Consider the following 17,408-nt stretch of genomic DNA (forward strand, 5'->3'; position numbering starts at 1 on the left):
GGATCGGAAAGAAATTAAGAACGTTTCGAATTCAGAATAGCGCTGGTGCAGAGCAGACAGGCCAGGATGATGGAAAAGAAGTAGATGATGTCTTGGAAGCGAAGCGCTCCCTGGAGCAGCGGCTGGTAGTGATCCAGCACGGCGGTCGAGACAATGGCATCGGTGGTGGCCTCCGAGAATGTCTGGGCAAAAATGCGCACCACGTGATCGAAGCCAATCACCACCAGAATCACACAGATGCTGCAGGAAACGATGAGGCAGGAAACCTGGTCCCTGGTGAAGGCGGAGACCAGGCAGGTGATGGCCAGAAAGGTGCAGCAGAGCAGGTAGCTGCCGATGTAGCCGGAGAAGATGGTGAGATTATCCGGATCCCCCAGGGTGTTCACCGCCATCACCATGGGGTAGGTGAGCAGCAGGGCGATCAGCCAGACCACCGCGGCGGCAAGATACTTGCCGAGGATGGCCGACCAGATGGTGGTGGGGAAGGTTCCTAACAGCTCGATCGTGCCGCTGCGTTGCTCGTCCGACCACAGGCGCATACCGAGGGCGGGAGCCAGCAGCATGTAGATCCATGGGTGCCAGAAGAAAAACGACCACTCCAAGTTGGCGTCGCCGATTTTAATGAAGTTCCCCAGAGAGAAGGTGAAGAACAGAGACATGAACAAAAAGATCACGATCACCGCGTAGGCGGTGGGCTGGGTGAAGTAGCTTTTCAGCTCTCGTTTGAAAATGGTGAACATGATATCGATGGGCAGTTGTTAGTCGACAGTTGTCAGTGTTGTTAGCTGGCAGCTGTTTCTTTGGTGGTGAGATTGCGGAACAGGTCGTGAAGCGAGTCGGTGCCGGACTGGGCACGCAGCTCGGCCGGGGTGCCATCGGCGACGATTTGCCCTTGATCGATGATGACAGCGCGACTGCATGAGGCATCGACCTCCTCGAGGATGTGGGTGGAAAAGAGGATGGCCTTGGTTTCGCCGAGGCGTTTGATGAGATTGCGGACCTCGTGTTTCTGGTTGGGATCGAGGCCATCGGTCGGTTCATCGAGGATCAGCACATCGGGGTCATGGAGCAGTGCCTGGGCGAGGCAGGTGCGGTGACGGTAACCCTTCGAGAGTGTGCCAATCGATTGGCGGGCGACATTTTCCAGAAAGCAGGTTTCCACCGCGGCATCGATGGCCTCCCGGCGCGCCTTGCCAGCCAAGCCTCGCATGGACGCGCAGAACTTGAGGAAATCGGTGACGGTCATGTCATCGTAGAGCGGAGCGGATTCCGGCAGGTAGCCGATGTGGCTTTTCGCTTCTTTGGGATGATCGACCACGGAGACACCGCAGATTTCGGCATCGCCTTTGGTGGGAGAGACAAAGCCGGTGACCATGCGCATGGTGGTGGACTTTCCTGCGCCGTTAGGACCGAGGAAACCGAGCACCTCTCCTTTTTTGACCGTGAATGATAGATTGTTGACCACGGTTTTTGCACCGTAATCCTTGCTGAGGTTGTGAACTTCAATCATGGCAGAAAATGCAATGACACAGTCAAGACAAGGTAAGAAGCGAAATGACTGTGACTGGCGATAAATTTTCTCCAGTTAGATCGGAAATCAAGAGGAAAAATGGGCTTTTCGAGAGGGCGGCTTTGACTGCTTGCAGAGAGGCTTTTAGAGGGCGAGGATCGGGCGTTTTTTGGTCGGCTCCACAAGGTCGTCACGCATTTCCACTGGCAATTATTCCAGAATGATCTTTATTGGTAATGCTATGAAACTAAATACATTACTATTGGCATCCGCCGCCTGCATGGCCGTGGCTGCTCCGATGGACCTGGCGTATGCGCAGGGTGCCACCAAAGACAAGAAGGAGAAGAAAGCGAAGCATAAGGCGAGCTTTCCGAACATGACGGTGAAGGAAGTGCAACAAGCCATCGAAGATGGCAAGGTGACCATCATCGACGTGAACAGCCCGAAATCCTATCAGTCCGGTCACGTCCCTGGGGCGATCCATTGGGCGGCGGTGAAGTCGAAGCTGGCCGAGGCTCTGCCCGAGGATAAATCCGCACTGATTCTCGCCTATTGCAGCGGCCCTAACTGAGGAGCCTGGATGAAAGCTGCGGTCGCAGCGAAGAAACTGGGCTACACCAACGTCAAGCACATGAAGGCTGGAATCTCCGGCTGGAAAGCCGCCGAGGCCGAGGTGGAAAAGGTCGATCAAGAAGAGAGTTCATAGCCATGGACCTACTAGCCTAAGTAACACCAACTAATTCAAACCCAAAACACCCCCGTGGTCTCAGTGACCGCGGGGGTGTTGTTTTAGTGAGTGATTTTAAAAACGTCAGGGGAGGCGATTAAAATGGCAGCTTGGGCAGTTTTCCTCCGCCACCACCACCGAGGAGATCCTTCATGTCTCCCATATCGCCCATGCCTTCCATGCCGCCGAGCTGTTTCATCATGTCCTTCATCTTGCCCTTGGACTTCATCATCTTGCGCATCTGGGCGAACTGCTTGAGGAAGCGGTTGACTTCTAACATGGTATTGCCCGAGCCGGCTGCGATGCGACGGCGGCGCGTTCCCTTGATGAGTTCGGGGCGACTGCGCTCCTTGGGCGTCATCGAGAGCACGATCGCTTCCATGCGCTTCATCCGGCCTTCATCGAGGGCTTCGGTGGGAAGTTGTTTTTTGATTTTGTTAAAGCCGGGGAGCATGCCCAGCAGGCCGTCGAGTGGTCCGAGCTTGCGCAGCATGTTCATCTGCTCGAGGAAATCGTTGAAGTCGAACTTGCCGGACTGCATCCGCTTGGCGGCGTGCATGGCTTCCTTTTCATCGATTTTCTCAGCGGCTCCTTCGACCATGCTGACGATGTCGCCCATGCCGAGGATCCGGCTGGCCAAGCGGTCGGGGTGGAAGACGCCGAACTGGTCGAGCTTTTCGCCCTCACCAATGAACTTGATCGGTTTGCCAGTCACCTGACGCATCGACAGCGCGGCGCCACCACGGGCGTCACCATCGAGCTTGGTCAGGATGATGCCGGTGAGCCCCACGGCCTCATCAAAGTGCTGGGCCACGGACACGGCCTGCTGACCGGTGGCGGAATCGGCAACCAACAAGGTCTCGTTGGGATCGACAAATTTGTGCAGCTCCTTGAGCTCCTCGACGAGTTTGTCGTCGATTTCCTGGCGGCCCGCGGTATCGAAGATCAGCACGGTGCCGTTCTGGTCCTTGGCCCAGGCGAGTGCTTGCTTGGCCACTTTGACCAGGTTCTTTTCACCCGCTTCGGGGGCGAAGCAGGGCACGCCCACCTGCTCGGCGAGCGTTTGCAGCTGCTCGATGGCGGCAGGGCGGTAAAGGTCACAGGCGATCAGCAGCGGGCGGCGGCCGTCTTTCTTCAGGCGCAGGGCTAGCTTTCCGGCGGTGGTGGTTTTGCCTGCACCGTTGAGACCGCAGAGGAGGATGTGGGCCGGTGGATTGAGATCGAGCGGCACGGCGTCGCCACCGAGCAGTGCGGTCAACTCATCGTTGAACACCTTGACGATCTGCTCGCCGGGTTTGATCGACTTGAGCACCTCGATGCCCATGGCCTTTTCTTTGACGTTGGCGATGAACTCCTTGGCGACGTTGAACTCCACGTCGGCTTCCAGCAGTGACATGCGGATTTCGCGCAGAGCGTCGCTGATGTTTTTCTCGGAGATCTTTCCGACGCCGCGAAGGTTGCGGAAGGTTTTATCGAGGTTGTCTGATAGGGATGAGAACATGGTGGGATAAGTGTGCTAGTGGGTAAGTGTTGCAGTGTGCAGTGGTGCGTTATTCTGGCTGGTAAGCGGCTTCGCGGTCGATGCGGAAGATCCAGGTCATCGGGTCTTCGTAGTCGGTGGAGCCGGTTTTCCGCCATTGCAGCGAGACCTCGCAGGTGCGGGTGCGCAGGCGGCGGTTGACTTGCCAGCTGACTGTCTTGCTTTGGTTATCGTAAACCGCAGGGACCTTGCCAAAGCCGGCCACACGCATCACCAGCGATGGGACGTCGAGGTTTTCCACCTTCGAGAGGTCGGCTGAGATGACTGGGGTGCGATCGGGGGTGAGTGCTCCGGGTTGGGGCTGCACCGGATGGGCGGTGGACTGCACGATGGCTCCATCGGTGGCGGCACTGCTGCCGGTGGCCTTGAAGCTGGTGGCATTGCGGAAAATATAATCGTGGGTGCCCAGAATGATGTAGCGGGGCAGGGTGAAGCTGGAGGTGGCGCGGGTGACCTTGCCCGGCAGCACCGTGAACAGCGCCTCGTAGCCGCTTTCGTTGGCAATCGGCAGCATTTCCCCGGTGAAAAATCCGCCCGGATAGGCGTAGGTGCTGACCTTGCTGCCAAATTTTTTCCTCAAGATCTTGCGCGAGTCGCCAAATTCTTTTTTCAGATAGGCGGTGAACGAGTCGCTGCCCTTGGCCCGCTCCGCCTTGACGGCTGCCGGGTAGGGGTGGGACACCGAGTGGCTGCCGACGGTGCAACCGTTCTCTTGCATCTCCTTGATCATGGCGGTGGTCAGCGCGCTGCCGCCACCATCGACGTAATTGGTGTAGAGGAAGAGGGTGAACGGGTAGCCGAACTCTTTCAGAATGGGGTAAGCATCGGTGTAGACCGATTTCCAACCGTCATCGATGGTGATCAGCACCGCTTTGTCCGGAATGCTTTTCTCGCCGCGTTTCCATGCGAGGAAATCGTCCATGCTGATGACCTTGAGGCCGAGCTCGCGGATGGCTTCCATCTGCTTACGGAACTTGTCCGTGGGCAGCAGCATCTCGGTGGCTTTTTTAGTGGGTGAAAAATCGTGGTAGCCCAGCACGGTGACCCGCACGCCATCGTCGCCACCCGGCACGGATGGCTGAGTGGGAGCGGTCGGCTCCACCGGGGTGACCGTGGCGCTGGTCTCCGTGGTGGCATTTCCAGACGCGGGCACTGACGCAGGGGCCTCAGGTGCCGCAGTGGCAGAGAGCGGCAGGCAGAGGAGCAGGCTGGAAATGATGGCGCTAAAAAATCTCATGGTTCACGCGATGCGTGCCGAGATTATACGACTGGATTGGGAAAAGGAAAGACCTGAGAGTGATGAAAAGTGGTCGGGCCTGATCCGGCATTTCCCCGGCAGCGACAACGAGACGTTGAGCGGCGGGGGCTTACGCACCCAGCTTGTTGCGGAAGAACTCAAAGGTGGCGGCCAGGCCTTCTTCCAGCGTGTGCTGCGGCTGCCATCCGGCGGCGCGGAGTTTTTCCGATGAGGCGCGGGAGTGTTTGACGTCACCGGCCCGTTCCGGCCCGTGGACCAGCTTGGAGTCGGTCCCGGCGGATGCGAGGATGTTGTTGGCCAGATCGTTGATGGTGATCTGACCGCCGTAGCCAGCATTGTAGGTGCCGTGCACGCCCTCGGTGGTGGCGGCAAAGACGAGGGCTCCGACGATGTCTTTGACGTAGATGAAGTCGCGCGTCTGCTCGCCATCGCCAAAGACGGTGATGTTTTCACCCTTGACGGCCTTCTCGATGAAAATAGGAACTGCGGCGGCGTAGGCTCCCTTAGGATCCTGGCGTGGGCCGAAGACGTTGAAAAAGCGCACGGACGTGGTTTCCAGCAGACCCTCGGTGCGGAACATCTCGAGGTAGTATTCCCCGTCGAGCTTGGTGATCGCGTAGGGGCTCTTCGGCTCCGGATACATGGTTTCCACCTTGGGAACCGTGGGGTTGTCGCCGTAGTTCGCGGCGGACGATGCGAACACAAGCTTCTTGACCTTGGCGGCCGAGGCTTCTTCCAGGACGTTGAGCAGTCCATTGACGTTAATCTCCACGCACTCGGAAATTTTAGCCATCGATTCCGGAACCGAGACCATGGCAGCCATGTGGAAAATGTAGTCCACCCCCTCGACGGCCTGCTTGACCAGTGCTCGGTCGGTGATCGAGCCCTCAATGAACGTGTGATCGAGGCCATGGAGGTTCTCTCGATAGCCGGTGCGCAAGTTGTCTAACACGCGGATTTCCTCCGCCTTGCCTTGGAAGTGCTCGACGATGTGGGAGCCGATGAATCCTGCTCCGCCAGTGACTAGAATTTTCATGATAGGGATGGGGTGTTTTAGATGCTGTATTTTGCCACCATCGCTTCCATGGCATCCATTTGAGTGCTAATCGATTCTGCCAGGGCGATTTGGGAGCGTGTGCGATCGAGGTTATGCCCGTCGCGGTGGACCTTGAAGTAAACATCACCCTTCAGGTAATCACAGAGAAAACGGGTGCCGCATTCCATGGTGAGAAGTTTTCCTGAGAAGGCTAACAGTGAGCGTTCCTTGTCGGTGAGGAAGCTGCCTGCCGATGCCAGGTAGCCTTTGACGAGCGCCTCGAACATTGGCATGCGCATGGTGATCTTGGCGGTGTCGACCTCATCCTCAGCCGCCGGTGAGGTGGCTGTGCGCACCATGTCGCCGAAGTCGTAGACCGCCGAACCCGGCATGGTGGTATCGAGGTCGATCACGCAGATGCCTTCGCCGGTGACGTCGTCTAACATGACGTTGTTCAGCTTGGTGTCGTTATGGGTGACACGCAGGGGGATTTCGCCCGATTCCAACATGTCGACCACTTTGCTGCCTTCCTCCTGGCGCGCCATGAACCAGTCGATTTCCTTCTGCACCTCCTTGGCCCGGTTATGGGGATCGGCCTCAATCGCGGCGATGAGGTGCTCGAAGCGTTGTTTGGTGTTGTGGAAACCGGGGATGGTTTCGTGCAGGGGCTCGCCGGGCAGGGTGGCGGCGAGTTTCTGAAACTCACCGAATGCGCGTGCGGCTTCGGTGGCCTGGGCTTCGGATTCGATGGTGTCGTAGGTGCGGGCGCGCTCGATGAAGGGGTAGGTGCGCCAGCAGTTGCCTTGGGAATCGATGGCGTGCGCGGTGCCCTTGACCGATGGCACACAGGTTAGCGTCCGTCGGCGCGCCTCGGGATTGCCTTCCTCCAGCAGCTGGTTCAGTGCGTGTTCGGTCACCCGGCCGACGTTTTCCATCAGTTCGACGGGCTTCTTGAATGCCTCGGTGCTGAGCCGCTGGTGGATGTAGCGAAGGCGTTGGCCGGCTTGATCGTAGTAAGCGCAGTAGGTGTCGTTGATGTGACCCGATCCGTAGGGGTGGGCGTGGACAAAATCTGCGCGCATGTCAAAGAGCTGCGCGACTTCTGCTAGGTTGTGCATTGGAGGCAAGAGGGCAATTGTGTGATGAAGGTGACGGGCGACGCGATGATTAGTCGAGCGACTCTGGATAATCCCCAGCGGCGATGAGTTTTTGGATGTTTTCGACCACGTGTGGTTTGTCATCGGGGTAGGTCACACCGAACCATGAGCTGCTGGTTTCCAACACTTTGCAATCGGCCTTGCCCTCACGAATCAGCTCGTCCACGAGGGTAGGGATGTAGCACTCGGATTTCATTTCCTGACCACGTTCTTGCAAGAAGGCAGTGAAGTGGCTTTCGAGGTAGTCAAAGAGATCGGAGGTGAATCCCCAGAAGTTCATCGAGGCGATGGCGGTTTCGCTGACTGGACGGCGTTCGCCATCGAGCCAGTTGCCCTGGATGGTATCTCCCTCGCGCTTGATCTCGGTCACTTCCTCGACGTCCTTGAGGTAGCCATTTTCAGCGGAGCAGATGCCGCGGTTGACATCGCCGTGGTCGGAGAGGGTTTTGACGATGTGGTAACCCACCATGCTGTAGTGCGAAATCCCATCGGTGGCCTTGGCGGATTGGTCAAAGTAACGGGCCATCTGTTGGTAAGAATCCGCGCCGTAGAAGTCGTCGGCATTGATCACGGCAAAGGGGCCTTGAACGCTATTGCGCGCGGCACGCACTGCGTGGGTGGTGCCCCATGGTTTTTCGCGACCCTCTGGCACGGAGAATCCTTCCGGCAGGTCGTCGAGTTTCTGGAAAACGTAGTCGACCTCGATTTTATCGGCGAACTTGGCACCCACCTGCTCGCGGAACAAGTCGGCGAAATCTTCACGGATGATGAACACCACTTTCCCAAAGCCGGCACGGATGGCATCGTAGACTGAGTAATCGAGAACAGTTTCGCCGTTGGGGCCCATCGGGTCCATTTGTTTGAGGCCGCCGTATCGGCTGCCCATTCCGGCTGCGAGAACAAGAAGAGTAGGTTGCATAAATAATGGTGTGAAAAGTTGAGGCGTGTTATGCTTGCCGCAGATATTTTTGGCAACGGTTTCTTTTTGGCGCATGGCATTCATTCACGTATTTTTTCCGTCGTTCTAACGAAATCCATTTTTCCATGGTGTCTTTGTAAAGAATGCTATTGCCAGCTATGCTTGCGGCGGCTTTATTTCTTTCCGCGGAGCTTGTGCTTGATCCGATGGGCGGATGGCACAAGATTCCCCCCGAACATACCGGTGGTCGCCATCAAACGAGCCGCCACCAACTGGAAAAAAATACAACTGCATGGATACCAGCAACGACGGCACCCCAGTGATGACAAAGGAACTCGACCGCGACCACGTGCGGAAAGTGTTCAGGGCGATGCAGACTTCGCGTATCCTCGAGAACAAACTCGGCAGTCTCTATAAAGCGGGGAAAATCGTCGGCGGTGTTTACCTCGGCAAAGGCCAGGAGGCGGTCAGTGCCTCGCTGGCGTCTTGCCTGACCAAGGGCCGAGATATTTTTGCCCCTCTGATCCGCGATCAGGCGGGCCGGACGGCATTCGGCGAGGAGCTTATCGATTGCACCCGCACCTACCTCGGCTCCGTCAATGGGCCGATGAAAGGGCGTGATGGCAACATCCACCGTGGCCGACCCGCCGAGGGCATGCCAGCCATGATTTCCCACCTGGGAGCGGCCATTTCCCTGGTCAGCGGCATGCTCATGGCCAAACGCATCAAGGGCGAACTCGACGGAGCCGTCGGAGCGACCTGTGTCGGCGATGGCTGCACGTCCACCGGCGCCTTCCATGAAGGCCTCAACACCGCAGCGGTGGAGAATTTACCCTTGGTCTTAACCGTGGCGAACAATCAATACGCCTACTCAACCCCGAACGACCGCCAGTTTGTCTGCAAAGATCTGGTCGATAAAGCCATCGGCTACGGCGTTCGCGGTCACAGCGTCGACGGCACCGATATGCTGGCCTGCGCGCAGGTGATGCAGGAGGCAGTTGGACGTGCCAGGGCGGGGGAAGGGCCGCAGTTGGTGGTCGCTTCCATGCTCCGCCTGACCGGTCACGGCGAACACGACGACGGCTCGTATGTCGATGCCTCGCTGAAGGAGTCAAAGCTCGGTCGCGATAGCATTGACGTCGGCAGTGCCCAGCTGGTGGAAAATGGTTACGCCACCGCCGAAGAAATCGAATCCTGGGCCACCGAAGCCGCCGAGCGCGTGCAGAAGGCCGTTGCCATTGCACAGAAAGAACCCGTGCCAGACCCTTACCAAGATGATTGGGCCGCCTTTTCCAATCCAGCCAACACCGATTTTCACAGTTGATGAGCGAAGTAACTTACATTGATGCGATTCACGCTGCCCTGAGCGATGCCATGGAGCAGGACCCCCGGGTCTTTCTCTACGGCCAGGATATTGGCAAGTTCGGCGGTGCTTTCAAAGCCACCAAGGGACTGCAGGAAAAGTATCCCAATCGGGTGCTCGATGCTCCCATCAGCGAGGACGCCATGGCCGGTGTCGCCATCGGTGCCGCCATCGAAGGTGCGCGCCCTGTGCTCGAGATGCAGTTTGCCGATTTCTCCTCCGTCGCGTTCAACCAGCTGGTGAACCAGGCGGCGACACACTACTACCGGACCGGCGTGCCCGTGCCGCTGACCGTGCGTCTTCCTTCCGGCGGCACTCCCGGCTCCGGACCGTTCCACAGTCAGAGCATGGAGTCGCTCTACGCGCATTATCCCGGCCTGGTGGTGGTCACTCCGGCCACCGTGGCGGATGCTTATTCCATGCTCATCGATTCGATCAAGATGGACGATCCGGTGATGTACTGTGAGCACAAGTTTCTCTATCGCTGGCTGAAATCGAACGATTTCGAGGGCGATCATTTACCGATCGGAAAAGCCCGGGTCACTCGTGCTGGCAAACATGCCACGGTGGTGACCTACAGCGCGATGGTGCACGAAGCCGTCCGCGCTGCCGAAATGCTTCAGGCCGAAGGTGGCTGGGAAATCGAGGTGGTCGACCTCCGCTCGGTCAAGCCGATGGATACCGACACCATCATCGCCTCCGTCGCCCGCACCGGTCGTCTGCTCGCGGTGGGTGAAGCATTTCCCTGGGGGGGAGTGACTGCCGAAGTGGTCTCCCGAGTCAGCTCCGACGGCTTCCATTTGCTCGATGCCCCACCGGCCCGATTGAACGCCCGCGACACCCCCATCCCATATCACCCGAAACTTTGGGCCGCCCATCGGCCTACTCCCGAGTCGATCGCTGAAGCTCTTCGCAAGTTGCTCAACTATTAAGAGTTGCGAATAAATTTACGTATTTAATATCATGCCAAAAGTTCCCATTCTCATGCCTCAACTTGGCGAATCCATCGCCGAGGCCACGATCATCCGGCTGAACATTGCCGTCGGTGACTCCGTGGTGCCGGACCAGGAAGTGATCGAAGTGGAGACCAATAAAGCCACCATGGGCGTGACCGCTCTGTGCGCTGGTGAGGTCGTGGATATCGTCGCGCAAGAAGGAGTCAGCTACGCGGTTGGCACGGTCTTGGGTGTCTTGGAAGTGACTCAAGAGGAGGTCGATCGCACCGGCGAAACCACCCTCGATGACATTGCGGCTGCGGAAAACAGCAACGCATCCAACGCAGCACCGGCCAATGACGGTGGCGACGAGGAGGCGAATCTGCATTTTAAAACCGAGGACGGAGGCTACCACGAGCCAAAACTGGTGGAGCCGAATGTGCAAGGTCTGCCCGTGCCCACCGGCAAAGGTGGAGCGCACTATATTTCACCCCGCATGCGTGCCCGGATGACCGAGCTCGGACTCCGCGCCGCTGACATCTCCGCCATCACCGGCAGTGGTGCGGGTGGTCGGGTCACTGTGGAGGATCTCGAAGCCTTCCTCGAATACATCGATACCTGGCCACGCACCAAGGCCTCGCCGATGCGACTTGCCGTGGCCGATGCCATGCGCCGGAGCTGGACGCGCCCGCTCGCCACTGTCGCCCGCCCCTTGGTGATGGATAAAATTCTCAACCACCGCCGGAACCAGAACCCGAAACCAGGCCCCGCGCTATATTTGCTGCGTGCCTTGGCGATCGCTCTGGCGGAAAATCCCACCACCGCCGGTTATCTGATCGGTGAAAATGTGGTGCATCCCCGCGCCTTCGATATCGGAGTGGCGGTGCAGGTCGATGACGGCGTGCTCGTTCCGATCATCCGCAATGCCGATACCAAAACGCTCAGCGAGCTCGTTGCCGACTACGATAATCTGGTGGAGCTGGCTCGCGCTCGCAAGCTACCCGCCGATGCCACCCAGCACGGCATCGCCACGGTGACCAATTTCGGCACCTTCGGCCTCACCTGGGGCACACCCATCCCTCTGCCGAACGAAACCTTGATCCTCGGTCTCAGCGCTGGGGTGAAGAAGCCCGTGTGGAGTGACGAAACCGGAACCTTCATCCCGGTCACCGAGGCGGAGATCGATCTGACCTTCGATCACCGAGTGGTCGATGGTGGTGGTGCCGGCATGCTACTGAACCGCATTTCCGAACTTCTCCAGGCACCCGAGCAGCTGTAAATCACCTTGCTGCCGTCGCGCAGGGTGCTAGAGTTTTCGGGTGAAATGGATCATCATCGCCGCCGTCATGGCATCGCATCCGCTGGCTGCGATTCCTAACCAGATCATCGGCGGCGTCGCTCAGGCGAATAGTCCGTTGAACGGTCAGGAGCTGGCCGGGCCGTTGTTGCAAAACGACCTCTGGCAGGGGACATCCACGCTGCCCGGTGAGTGGCAGGTGGAAAATCAAATTGCCGCCACCCGGACATCGCATCTGTTAGCGAGACCCAAGATCTTCGGCCAAGACGTTGTGCTGCTGCGCGCTACTCATCGAGGGGAGACGCTGGAGTCAGTGACTGCCACTTTCGCCGACGCGGGTTCGTATTTTCCTTATTTGAAACAGAACCCCAGAGTTGCGATCGAAGTGCAGCGGCAGGAGTTGTTGGAAAAGCAGAAACAGTTCCGTGAGCTCTACACAGAGACCTATGAAAAGCTGAAGGAGGATCTGGCCCAACGCAGCCAACGCAAGGCGAAGGAGAGTCGATGGGGATCATCCCGCACTCTGCGGGCGGAGCTGATCGTCTATGATCTTGGCGATCTCCATGCGGTTCTTTTTTCAGACAACGGCAGGCTGCTTCGTCTCACCCTGACCCGCGACCGCGATCTCTACCGGAAGGGATGGCTGGACCAAGATCGCCTCGAGATGTCGCGCAGTGAGCTGGCGAGCCACTATCGAGACCAGGTGCAAGTCTCGGAAAATGGCGACCACCTCATCGATGGAATCCGTTCCGTGCCGCAAGGCTACCGCCCCTATTGCGGCTTGAACTCGCTGACGATGGCTGCTCAATATTTTGGCCTGCATCTCGATGAAGATTGGCTAGCGGTGGCTGGGAAATTTCAGAACACCGGCTCAGCGGCCGGATCTAACATGTTGACGCTCTACAATGCCACCGCACGCGAGGCGCAGCTCGGGCTGACACGTGAGACTCAGTTCAAATGGACCAAAGCTCGCAGTCTCCTCCAGTCTGGATTGCCGGTCATCGTCTGGCGCCGATTCGACTTCCGCCGCAACCAAACCCACCTCCAGTTTTCCCGACAACACGCCCAAGACCCGACCTCGCAGTTACCGGAGCCAGACGCCGCCGACCGCGCCACCTGGCCAGGCGAAAAGCATCCGGTACACGCCTCGGTGATTGTAGGTTTCAACGATCAGCGCAAGGAGTTGCTCTTTCTGGAAAGCTGGGCCGGGCAGTCGGTGCCGAGGCGCATGCGTTACGAGGAACTGGAAGCCACCGCGACCATGGTTTTTTACTTCGAGGGAAAATAGTCACTCGACCTGATTCGCGGCAGTCTGCAAGTTGGCGGCATGCACAACATCGTCTTTCTAGATACCGCCACCACCGATCGTGATGACCTCGACCTTTCCTCGCTGGAGGAGTTGGGAAAGATCACCTACCACCCGCTGACAGGGCCCGGGGAAACGGCAGACCGACTCGCCGAAGCCACCATCGCGATCACGAACAAGGTGGTGATCGATGAAGCCGTGCTTGAGCAGTGCCCCAAGCTGCAGCTGATCTGCGTGGCTGCCACCGGAGTGAACTGCATCGACCTCGAAGCCGCGGAACGCCGGTCGGTGCCGGTGCTCAATGTCTCCGGATACTCCACGGATTCGGTTACCCAGCACGTTTTTTCCATGCTGTTATCGCTGGCCACCAGCCTGCACCACTACGCGCCGGAGGCGGAGCAGTGGGCGGAGTCGCCTATGTTTACCCGACTCGATTACCCGATATTCGACCTCGCCGGGAAAACCCTCGGCATTGTTGGCCTGGGCAATATTGGCAAGAATGTCGCCAAGGTGGCACAATCCCAGGGCATGAAAGTCATCGCCTACGCCCGTGAAAATGCTGAAGAGAGCGGGGGAATCGAGCGTGTTTCCCACGATGCCTTTTTCGCCCAAGCCGATGTCATCAGCCTGCACTGTCCTCTAACACCCGACACCGAAAACTTCATCAATCAGGAAACCCTCAGTCTCTGCCAGCCGGGAACTCTGCTGATCAACACCGGTCGAGGCCCGCTGATCGACGAGCAAGCTGTCGCCGAAGCTCTCCGCACCGGTCAGTTAGGCGGTGCTGGGCTCGATGTCCTTTCCACCGAACCCCCAGCCGCCGATCACCCTCTGTTAGCCTCCGATATTCCCAACCTGCTGATCACGCCTCACACCGCCTGGGCGAGCAAGGAATCCCGCCAACGCCTGATCGAAGGCGTCGCCGAGAATATCAAAAACTTCAAGTAGTCTACGAAGTGCGGCGATCCCAAATCGCCGCTTTCCGGAATCCAACAAACCCCCAACAAAAAACTGCTCCAACCTTCCGAAGAAAGTTGGAGCAGCCTTAAAAAATTCGCAAGATGAGCCAGATTCGCGGTCCAAAATGAACGCGGAGGACTAGCCACCCCCAAGCTTAACGCCGACGATTTCGTCTGCGGCGGTTAGAAGATGGCCGACCCGTTGAAGCTGCCGATTTCTTCTCGCCTGAGCCATCACCGCGTGAGGAATTACCTCCGCCGCCACCGCTACGGGCGCCATTACGGCCACCGGAATTACGAGGTCCGCGGGCTTGACGTGCCTGCTGTTTGCGGGCGTTCGCGGCTTTCATCACCTCGCTCGCTGTGGGAGCGCGGTTAGGCCAAAGTTCGGGGGAGAATCCTTCGACATCGGTCAGCGGAATCCGCTGCTTGATGAGCTTTTCAATGGCGGTGAAGAACGGACGCTCGTCGTTGCAGACCAGTGAGATGGCTTCACCTTCCTTACCGGCGCGACCTGTCCGGCCAATCCGGTGCACGTAATCCTCGGGGATGTTAGGGAGTTCGAAATTGATCACGTGCGGCAGCTGGGCGATGTCCAGGCCACGGGCGGCGATATCGGTCGCCACCAAAACGCGGACTTTCCCTTTCTTGAATCCGTCCAGCGCCTTGGTGCGTGCACCCTGGCCTTTGTTGCCGTGGATGGCCGCCGATGAGATACCGGCTTTTTCCAGCTTCTGGCTCAGTCGGTTCGCGCCATGTTTGGTGCGGGTGAATACCAGCACCTGCTTCCAGTCGCCTTCCTGAATGAGCTTCAGGCAGATCTCGGATTTCTTGGTATTGTCACAGCGGTATGCGCGCTGCTCCACGGTTTCAGCCGTGGTGTTCTCAGGGCTGACCTCGATGGCCACGGGGTTCACCAGCAGTTCCTTGGTCATCTGCTTGATTTCCTTGGAGAAGGTAGCGGAGAACAGGAGGTTCTGACGTTTCTTCGGCAGCATCTTGATCACCTTGCGGATGTCGTTGATGAATCCCATGTCGAGCATGCGGTCGGCTTCATCGAGCACCAGCATGTTGACTCCGTCTAACTTACAAGCACCTTGCTGGCAGAGGTCTAACAGTCGACCAGGTGTAGCCACCAGGATGTCGATGCCTTCTTTCAGCTTGCGGATTTGCGGGCCGATCTTGACACCGCCGTAAACGACCATGCTGCGGAGTTGGAGGTATTTTCCGTAGTCGATGATGCTCTGTTCCACCTGAGCCGCGAGTTCGCGAGTCGGGGTGAGGACGAGGGCTCGGATGGGGCGACCGCGTGACGGTTTGGCATCGCTGGTTTCGTCCAGGATTTGCATCATCGGCAGGGTGAATCCTGCGGTCTTGCCGGTGCCGGTCTGTGCGGCAGCGGTCATGTCCTTGCGGGCCAAAACGGCGGGAATTGCCTGCGCTTGAATGGGTGAGGGGGTGTCGTATCCCTTGTCGGAAACAGCACGGAGGAGATTATCGGATAAGCCGGTATCGGCAAAAGTAGTCATAGTGGTATAATAAATAGCGGCGCCACCGGAAAAAAGATGGGGCGGCACAGCCGGGGAAAATTTCATCGGAAATCGATGCCGTTTTCGCACTCGGCGTCCACGGTAGCTGAGCAAGGATCGCTCTGGCCAGAGTGGAAGCTACACAACTTTGAGTAAATGAACAGGATAATGTGAGGCATCGAGGTTTTCAAACGTCCGCTCATCACCAATCAGAAGAGCCTGGGTCCGAAAGAAAACTCCCCATGAGCATCTATTTGTGCATGCTATTCACCATGTTTGATCTCAAATCTCTCTGCCTGCGAGCCATGGTCGTGGGCTCTTTGTCCTTCGTTCCCGCCACGGCAGAAGAACGCCCGCCGAACGTCGTTGTGTTCCTGGTCGATGACATTGGCTGGGGCGATGTCGGCTGTTACGGCAGCCAATTGCACGAAACTCCGGCAATTGATACCCTAGCGAAAGAGGGCATGAAATTCACTCACGGCTACTCTGCCTGCACGGTTTGTAGTCCCAGCAGGGCGGCGATCATGACCGGTCAGTATCCGGCTCGCTTGCACCTCACCGATTGGATTGCCGGTCACGTTCACGCGAAGGCTAAGCTTCAGGTTCCCGATTGGAAAATGTACATCGACCACAGCCTAACCACCATCCCCGAAGCGCTGAAAAGCAAAGGCTACGCCACCGGTTTCTTTGGCAAATGGCACCTCATGCCCCATAAGCAGCCCGAGCTCATGCCCGAGCACACACCGGAAAAACATGGTTTCGATATCAACGTGGGTGGGCGCGAGTGGGGGCAGCCCAAAGGTAAGGGGAAGTATTTCTATCCCTGGGATATGCCCGGTCTGGAAGGTGGTGCAAAGGGAGACTTCCTCACTGACCGACTGACCACGGAGTCGATCAAGTGGATCGATGGCGTTAAAGAGAAACCCTTCCTGCTCTATCTATCCTACTACGCCGTGCATGGCCCGATCATGACCAAACCGGAACTTAAGAAAAAGTATCAAGCAAAGCTCAAAGCCGGTGATTTCCAACAAAAGAATGCCGCCTACGCAGGTATGATTCAGAGCGTCGACGAAAGTGTCGGCAGGGTGATGGATTACCTGAAAAAGAACGGCCTGGCCGACAACACCCTAGTCATCTTCACCGGTGACAATGGCGGCGTCGCCGAGACCAGCAGTGGTGGCCTGCGCAAAGGCAAAGCTTGGTCGTATGAGGGTGGCACCCGTGAACCCTTCATTGTAAAATGGCCGGGGAAAGTCAAAGCCGGCAGCTCCAGTGACACGCCAGTGATCGGCATGGACATCTACCCGACGATTCTCGAAGCCGCTGGAGTCAGCCAGCCGAAAGATCAAGCCTGCGATGGGATCAGCTTGGTTCCCCACATGGAAGAAGGCGCGTCGATCGATCGCGACACGCTCTATTGGCACTACCCGCACTATCACAAAACCAAACCCTACAGCGCCATCCGCAAAGGCAACTGGAAGCTGATCCGATTCCATGAGGACGGAAAATTGGAACTCTATCATCTTCGCAAAGACCCCTCTGAATCGCAGAACCTCAGCAGTCAGTTTGCTGAAAAAGCAAAGACTCTCGCAGAGCAGTTAGATGCTTGGTTGAAATCTGTCGACGCCCAGCATATGACACCCAACCCTGCCTACGATCCCAAGGCTGGTAAGAGAGGGCAGAAAGGGAAACGGAAGTAAATCCGTATCACCGAATAGCGATCATTACCCAGCGATCAGCTGAGCGCAAAAAGCCAAGAACACAAAAAAGCCGTCCTCTTAAGAGAACGGCTTTTTAAATTGGTTACGGGGGTAGGATTTGAACCTACGATCCCGCAGGCGCGGGATTATGAGCCTGACGAGCTACCTGGCT

16 protein-coding genes are annotated in these 17,408 nt (G+C 57.7%); 8 read left to right on the forward strand and 8 right to left on the reverse strand.

Translation table 11 applies throughout. The features are described from left to right. Positions 1-14: 14 nt before the first annotated feature. Both JO972_RS13805 and JO972_RS13810 read right to left on the reverse strand, forming a co-directional pair. Entirely contained in the window at positions 15-740 is a 726-nt protein-coding gene (locus JO972_RS13805; RefSeq protein ID WP_309490655.1) for an ABC transporter permease subunit, read from the reverse strand. Between the two features lie 41 nt (positions 741-781). Further along, on the reverse strand, positions 782-1,510 hold the full coding sequence (locus tag JO972_RS13810; RefSeq protein WP_309490656.1) for an ABC transporter ATP-binding protein: 729 nt from the start codon (positions 1,508-1,510) through the stop codon (positions 782-784). 241 nt (positions 1,511-1,751) lie between these two features. Between JO972_RS13810 and JO972_RS13815 the strand changes: the two genes are divergently transcribed. Next, positions 1,752-2,081 (forward strand): rhodanese-like domain-containing protein, encoded by a 330-nt coding sequence (locus tag JO972_RS13815; protein ID WP_309490657.1) that lies wholly within the window; start codon positions 1,752-1,754, stop codon positions 2,079-2,081. Between the two features lie 9 nt (positions 2,082-2,090). After that, positions 2,091-2,216 (forward strand): hypothetical protein, encoded by a 126-nt coding sequence (locus JO972_RS13820; protein ID WP_309490658.1) that lies wholly within the window; start codon positions 2,091-2,093, stop codon positions 2,214-2,216. A gap of 118 nt (positions 2,217-2,334) precedes the next feature. Here the strand turns inward: JO972_RS13820 and ffh are convergent, their stop codons facing one another. The 5 genes from ffh to JO972_RS13845 all read right to left on the reverse strand — a co-directional run bounded on the left by ffh (position 2,335) and on the right by JO972_RS13845 (position 8,147). Then, positions 2,335-3,738, reverse strand: coding sequence for a signal recognition particle protein (gene ffh, locus JO972_RS13825; protein ID WP_309490659.1), 1,404 nt, complete (start codon positions 3,736-3,738; stop codon positions 2,335-2,337). Positions 3,739-3,787: 49 nt separating this feature from the next. Beyond that, a complete protein-coding gene (locus tag JO972_RS13830; RefSeq protein WP_309490660.1) occupies positions 3,788-5,014 on the reverse strand; it encodes a polysaccharide deacetylase family protein in 1,227 nt (408 codons plus the stop codon). A gap of 130 nt (positions 5,015-5,144) precedes the next feature. Further along, complete coding sequence (locus tag JO972_RS13835; RefSeq protein WP_309490661.1) at positions 5,145-6,071, reverse strand: NAD-dependent epimerase/dehydratase family protein; 927 nt, start codon at positions 6,069-6,071, stop codon at positions 5,145-5,147. A gap of 17 nt (positions 6,072-6,088) precedes the next feature. Continuing rightward, a complete protein-coding gene (locus JO972_RS13840) occupies positions 6,089-7,189 on the reverse strand; it encodes a phosphotransferase enzyme family protein (RefSeq protein ID WP_309490662.1) in 1,101 nt (366 codons plus the stop codon). A gap of 49 nt (positions 7,190-7,238) precedes the next feature. Beyond that, entirely contained in the window at positions 7,239-8,147 is a 909-nt protein-coding gene (locus tag JO972_RS13845; protein WP_309490663.1) for a nucleotidyltransferase family protein, read from the reverse strand. Between the two features lie 292 nt (positions 8,148-8,439). Here JO972_RS13845 and JO972_RS13850 point away from each other — a divergent pair, with 292 nt between their 5' ends. From JO972_RS13850 to JO972_RS13870, 5 genes are all read left to right on the forward strand, one after another. Further along, on the forward strand, positions 8,440-9,471 hold the full coding sequence (locus JO972_RS13850) for a thiamine pyrophosphate-dependent dehydrogenase E1 component subunit alpha (RefSeq protein ID WP_309490664.1): 1,032 nt from the start codon (positions 8,440-8,442) through the stop codon (positions 9,469-9,471). Beyond that, positions 9,471-10,442, forward strand: coding sequence for an alpha-ketoacid dehydrogenase subunit beta (locus tag JO972_RS13855; RefSeq protein WP_309490665.1), 972 nt, complete (start codon positions 9,471-9,473; stop codon positions 10,440-10,442). The genes JO972_RS13850 and JO972_RS13855 overlap by 1 nt, the downstream gene beginning before the upstream one ends. 31 nt (positions 10,443-10,473) lie before the next feature. After that, entirely contained in the window at positions 10,474-11,724 is a 1,251-nt protein-coding gene (locus tag JO972_RS13860) for a dihydrolipoamide acetyltransferase family protein (RefSeq protein WP_309490666.1), read from the forward strand. 67 nt (positions 11,725-11,791) lie between these two features. Next, entirely contained in the window at positions 11,792-13,030 is a 1,239-nt protein-coding gene (locus JO972_RS13865) for a C39 family peptidase (protein ID WP_309490667.1), read from the forward strand. Between the two features lie 39 nt (positions 13,031-13,069). Continuing rightward, complete coding sequence (locus tag JO972_RS13870) at positions 13,070-13,996, forward strand: D-2-hydroxyacid dehydrogenase (RefSeq protein ID WP_309490668.1); 927 nt, start codon at positions 13,070-13,072, stop codon at positions 13,994-13,996. 166 nt (positions 13,997-14,162) lie between these two features. Here JO972_RS13870 and JO972_RS13875 read toward each other — a convergent pair whose 3' ends face one another. After that, on the reverse strand, positions 14,163-15,536 hold the full coding sequence (locus tag JO972_RS13875; RefSeq protein WP_309490669.1) for a DEAD/DEAH box helicase: 1,374 nt from the start codon (positions 15,534-15,536) through the stop codon (positions 14,163-14,165). Between the two features lie 272 nt (positions 15,537-15,808). On the opposite strand from JO972_RS13875, the gene JO972_RS13880 reads away from it, so the two are divergent. Beyond that, positions 15,809-17,236, forward strand: coding sequence for a sulfatase (locus tag JO972_RS13880; RefSeq protein ID WP_309490670.1), 1,428 nt, complete (start codon positions 15,809-15,811; stop codon positions 17,234-17,236). The last annotated feature ends 172 nt before the right edge of the window (positions 17,237-17,408 follow it).

The organism is Oceaniferula flava (assembly GCF_016811075.1).
GTDB lineage: Bacteria > Verrucomicrobiota > Verrucomicrobiia > Verrucomicrobiales > Akkermansiaceae > Oceaniferula > Oceaniferula flava.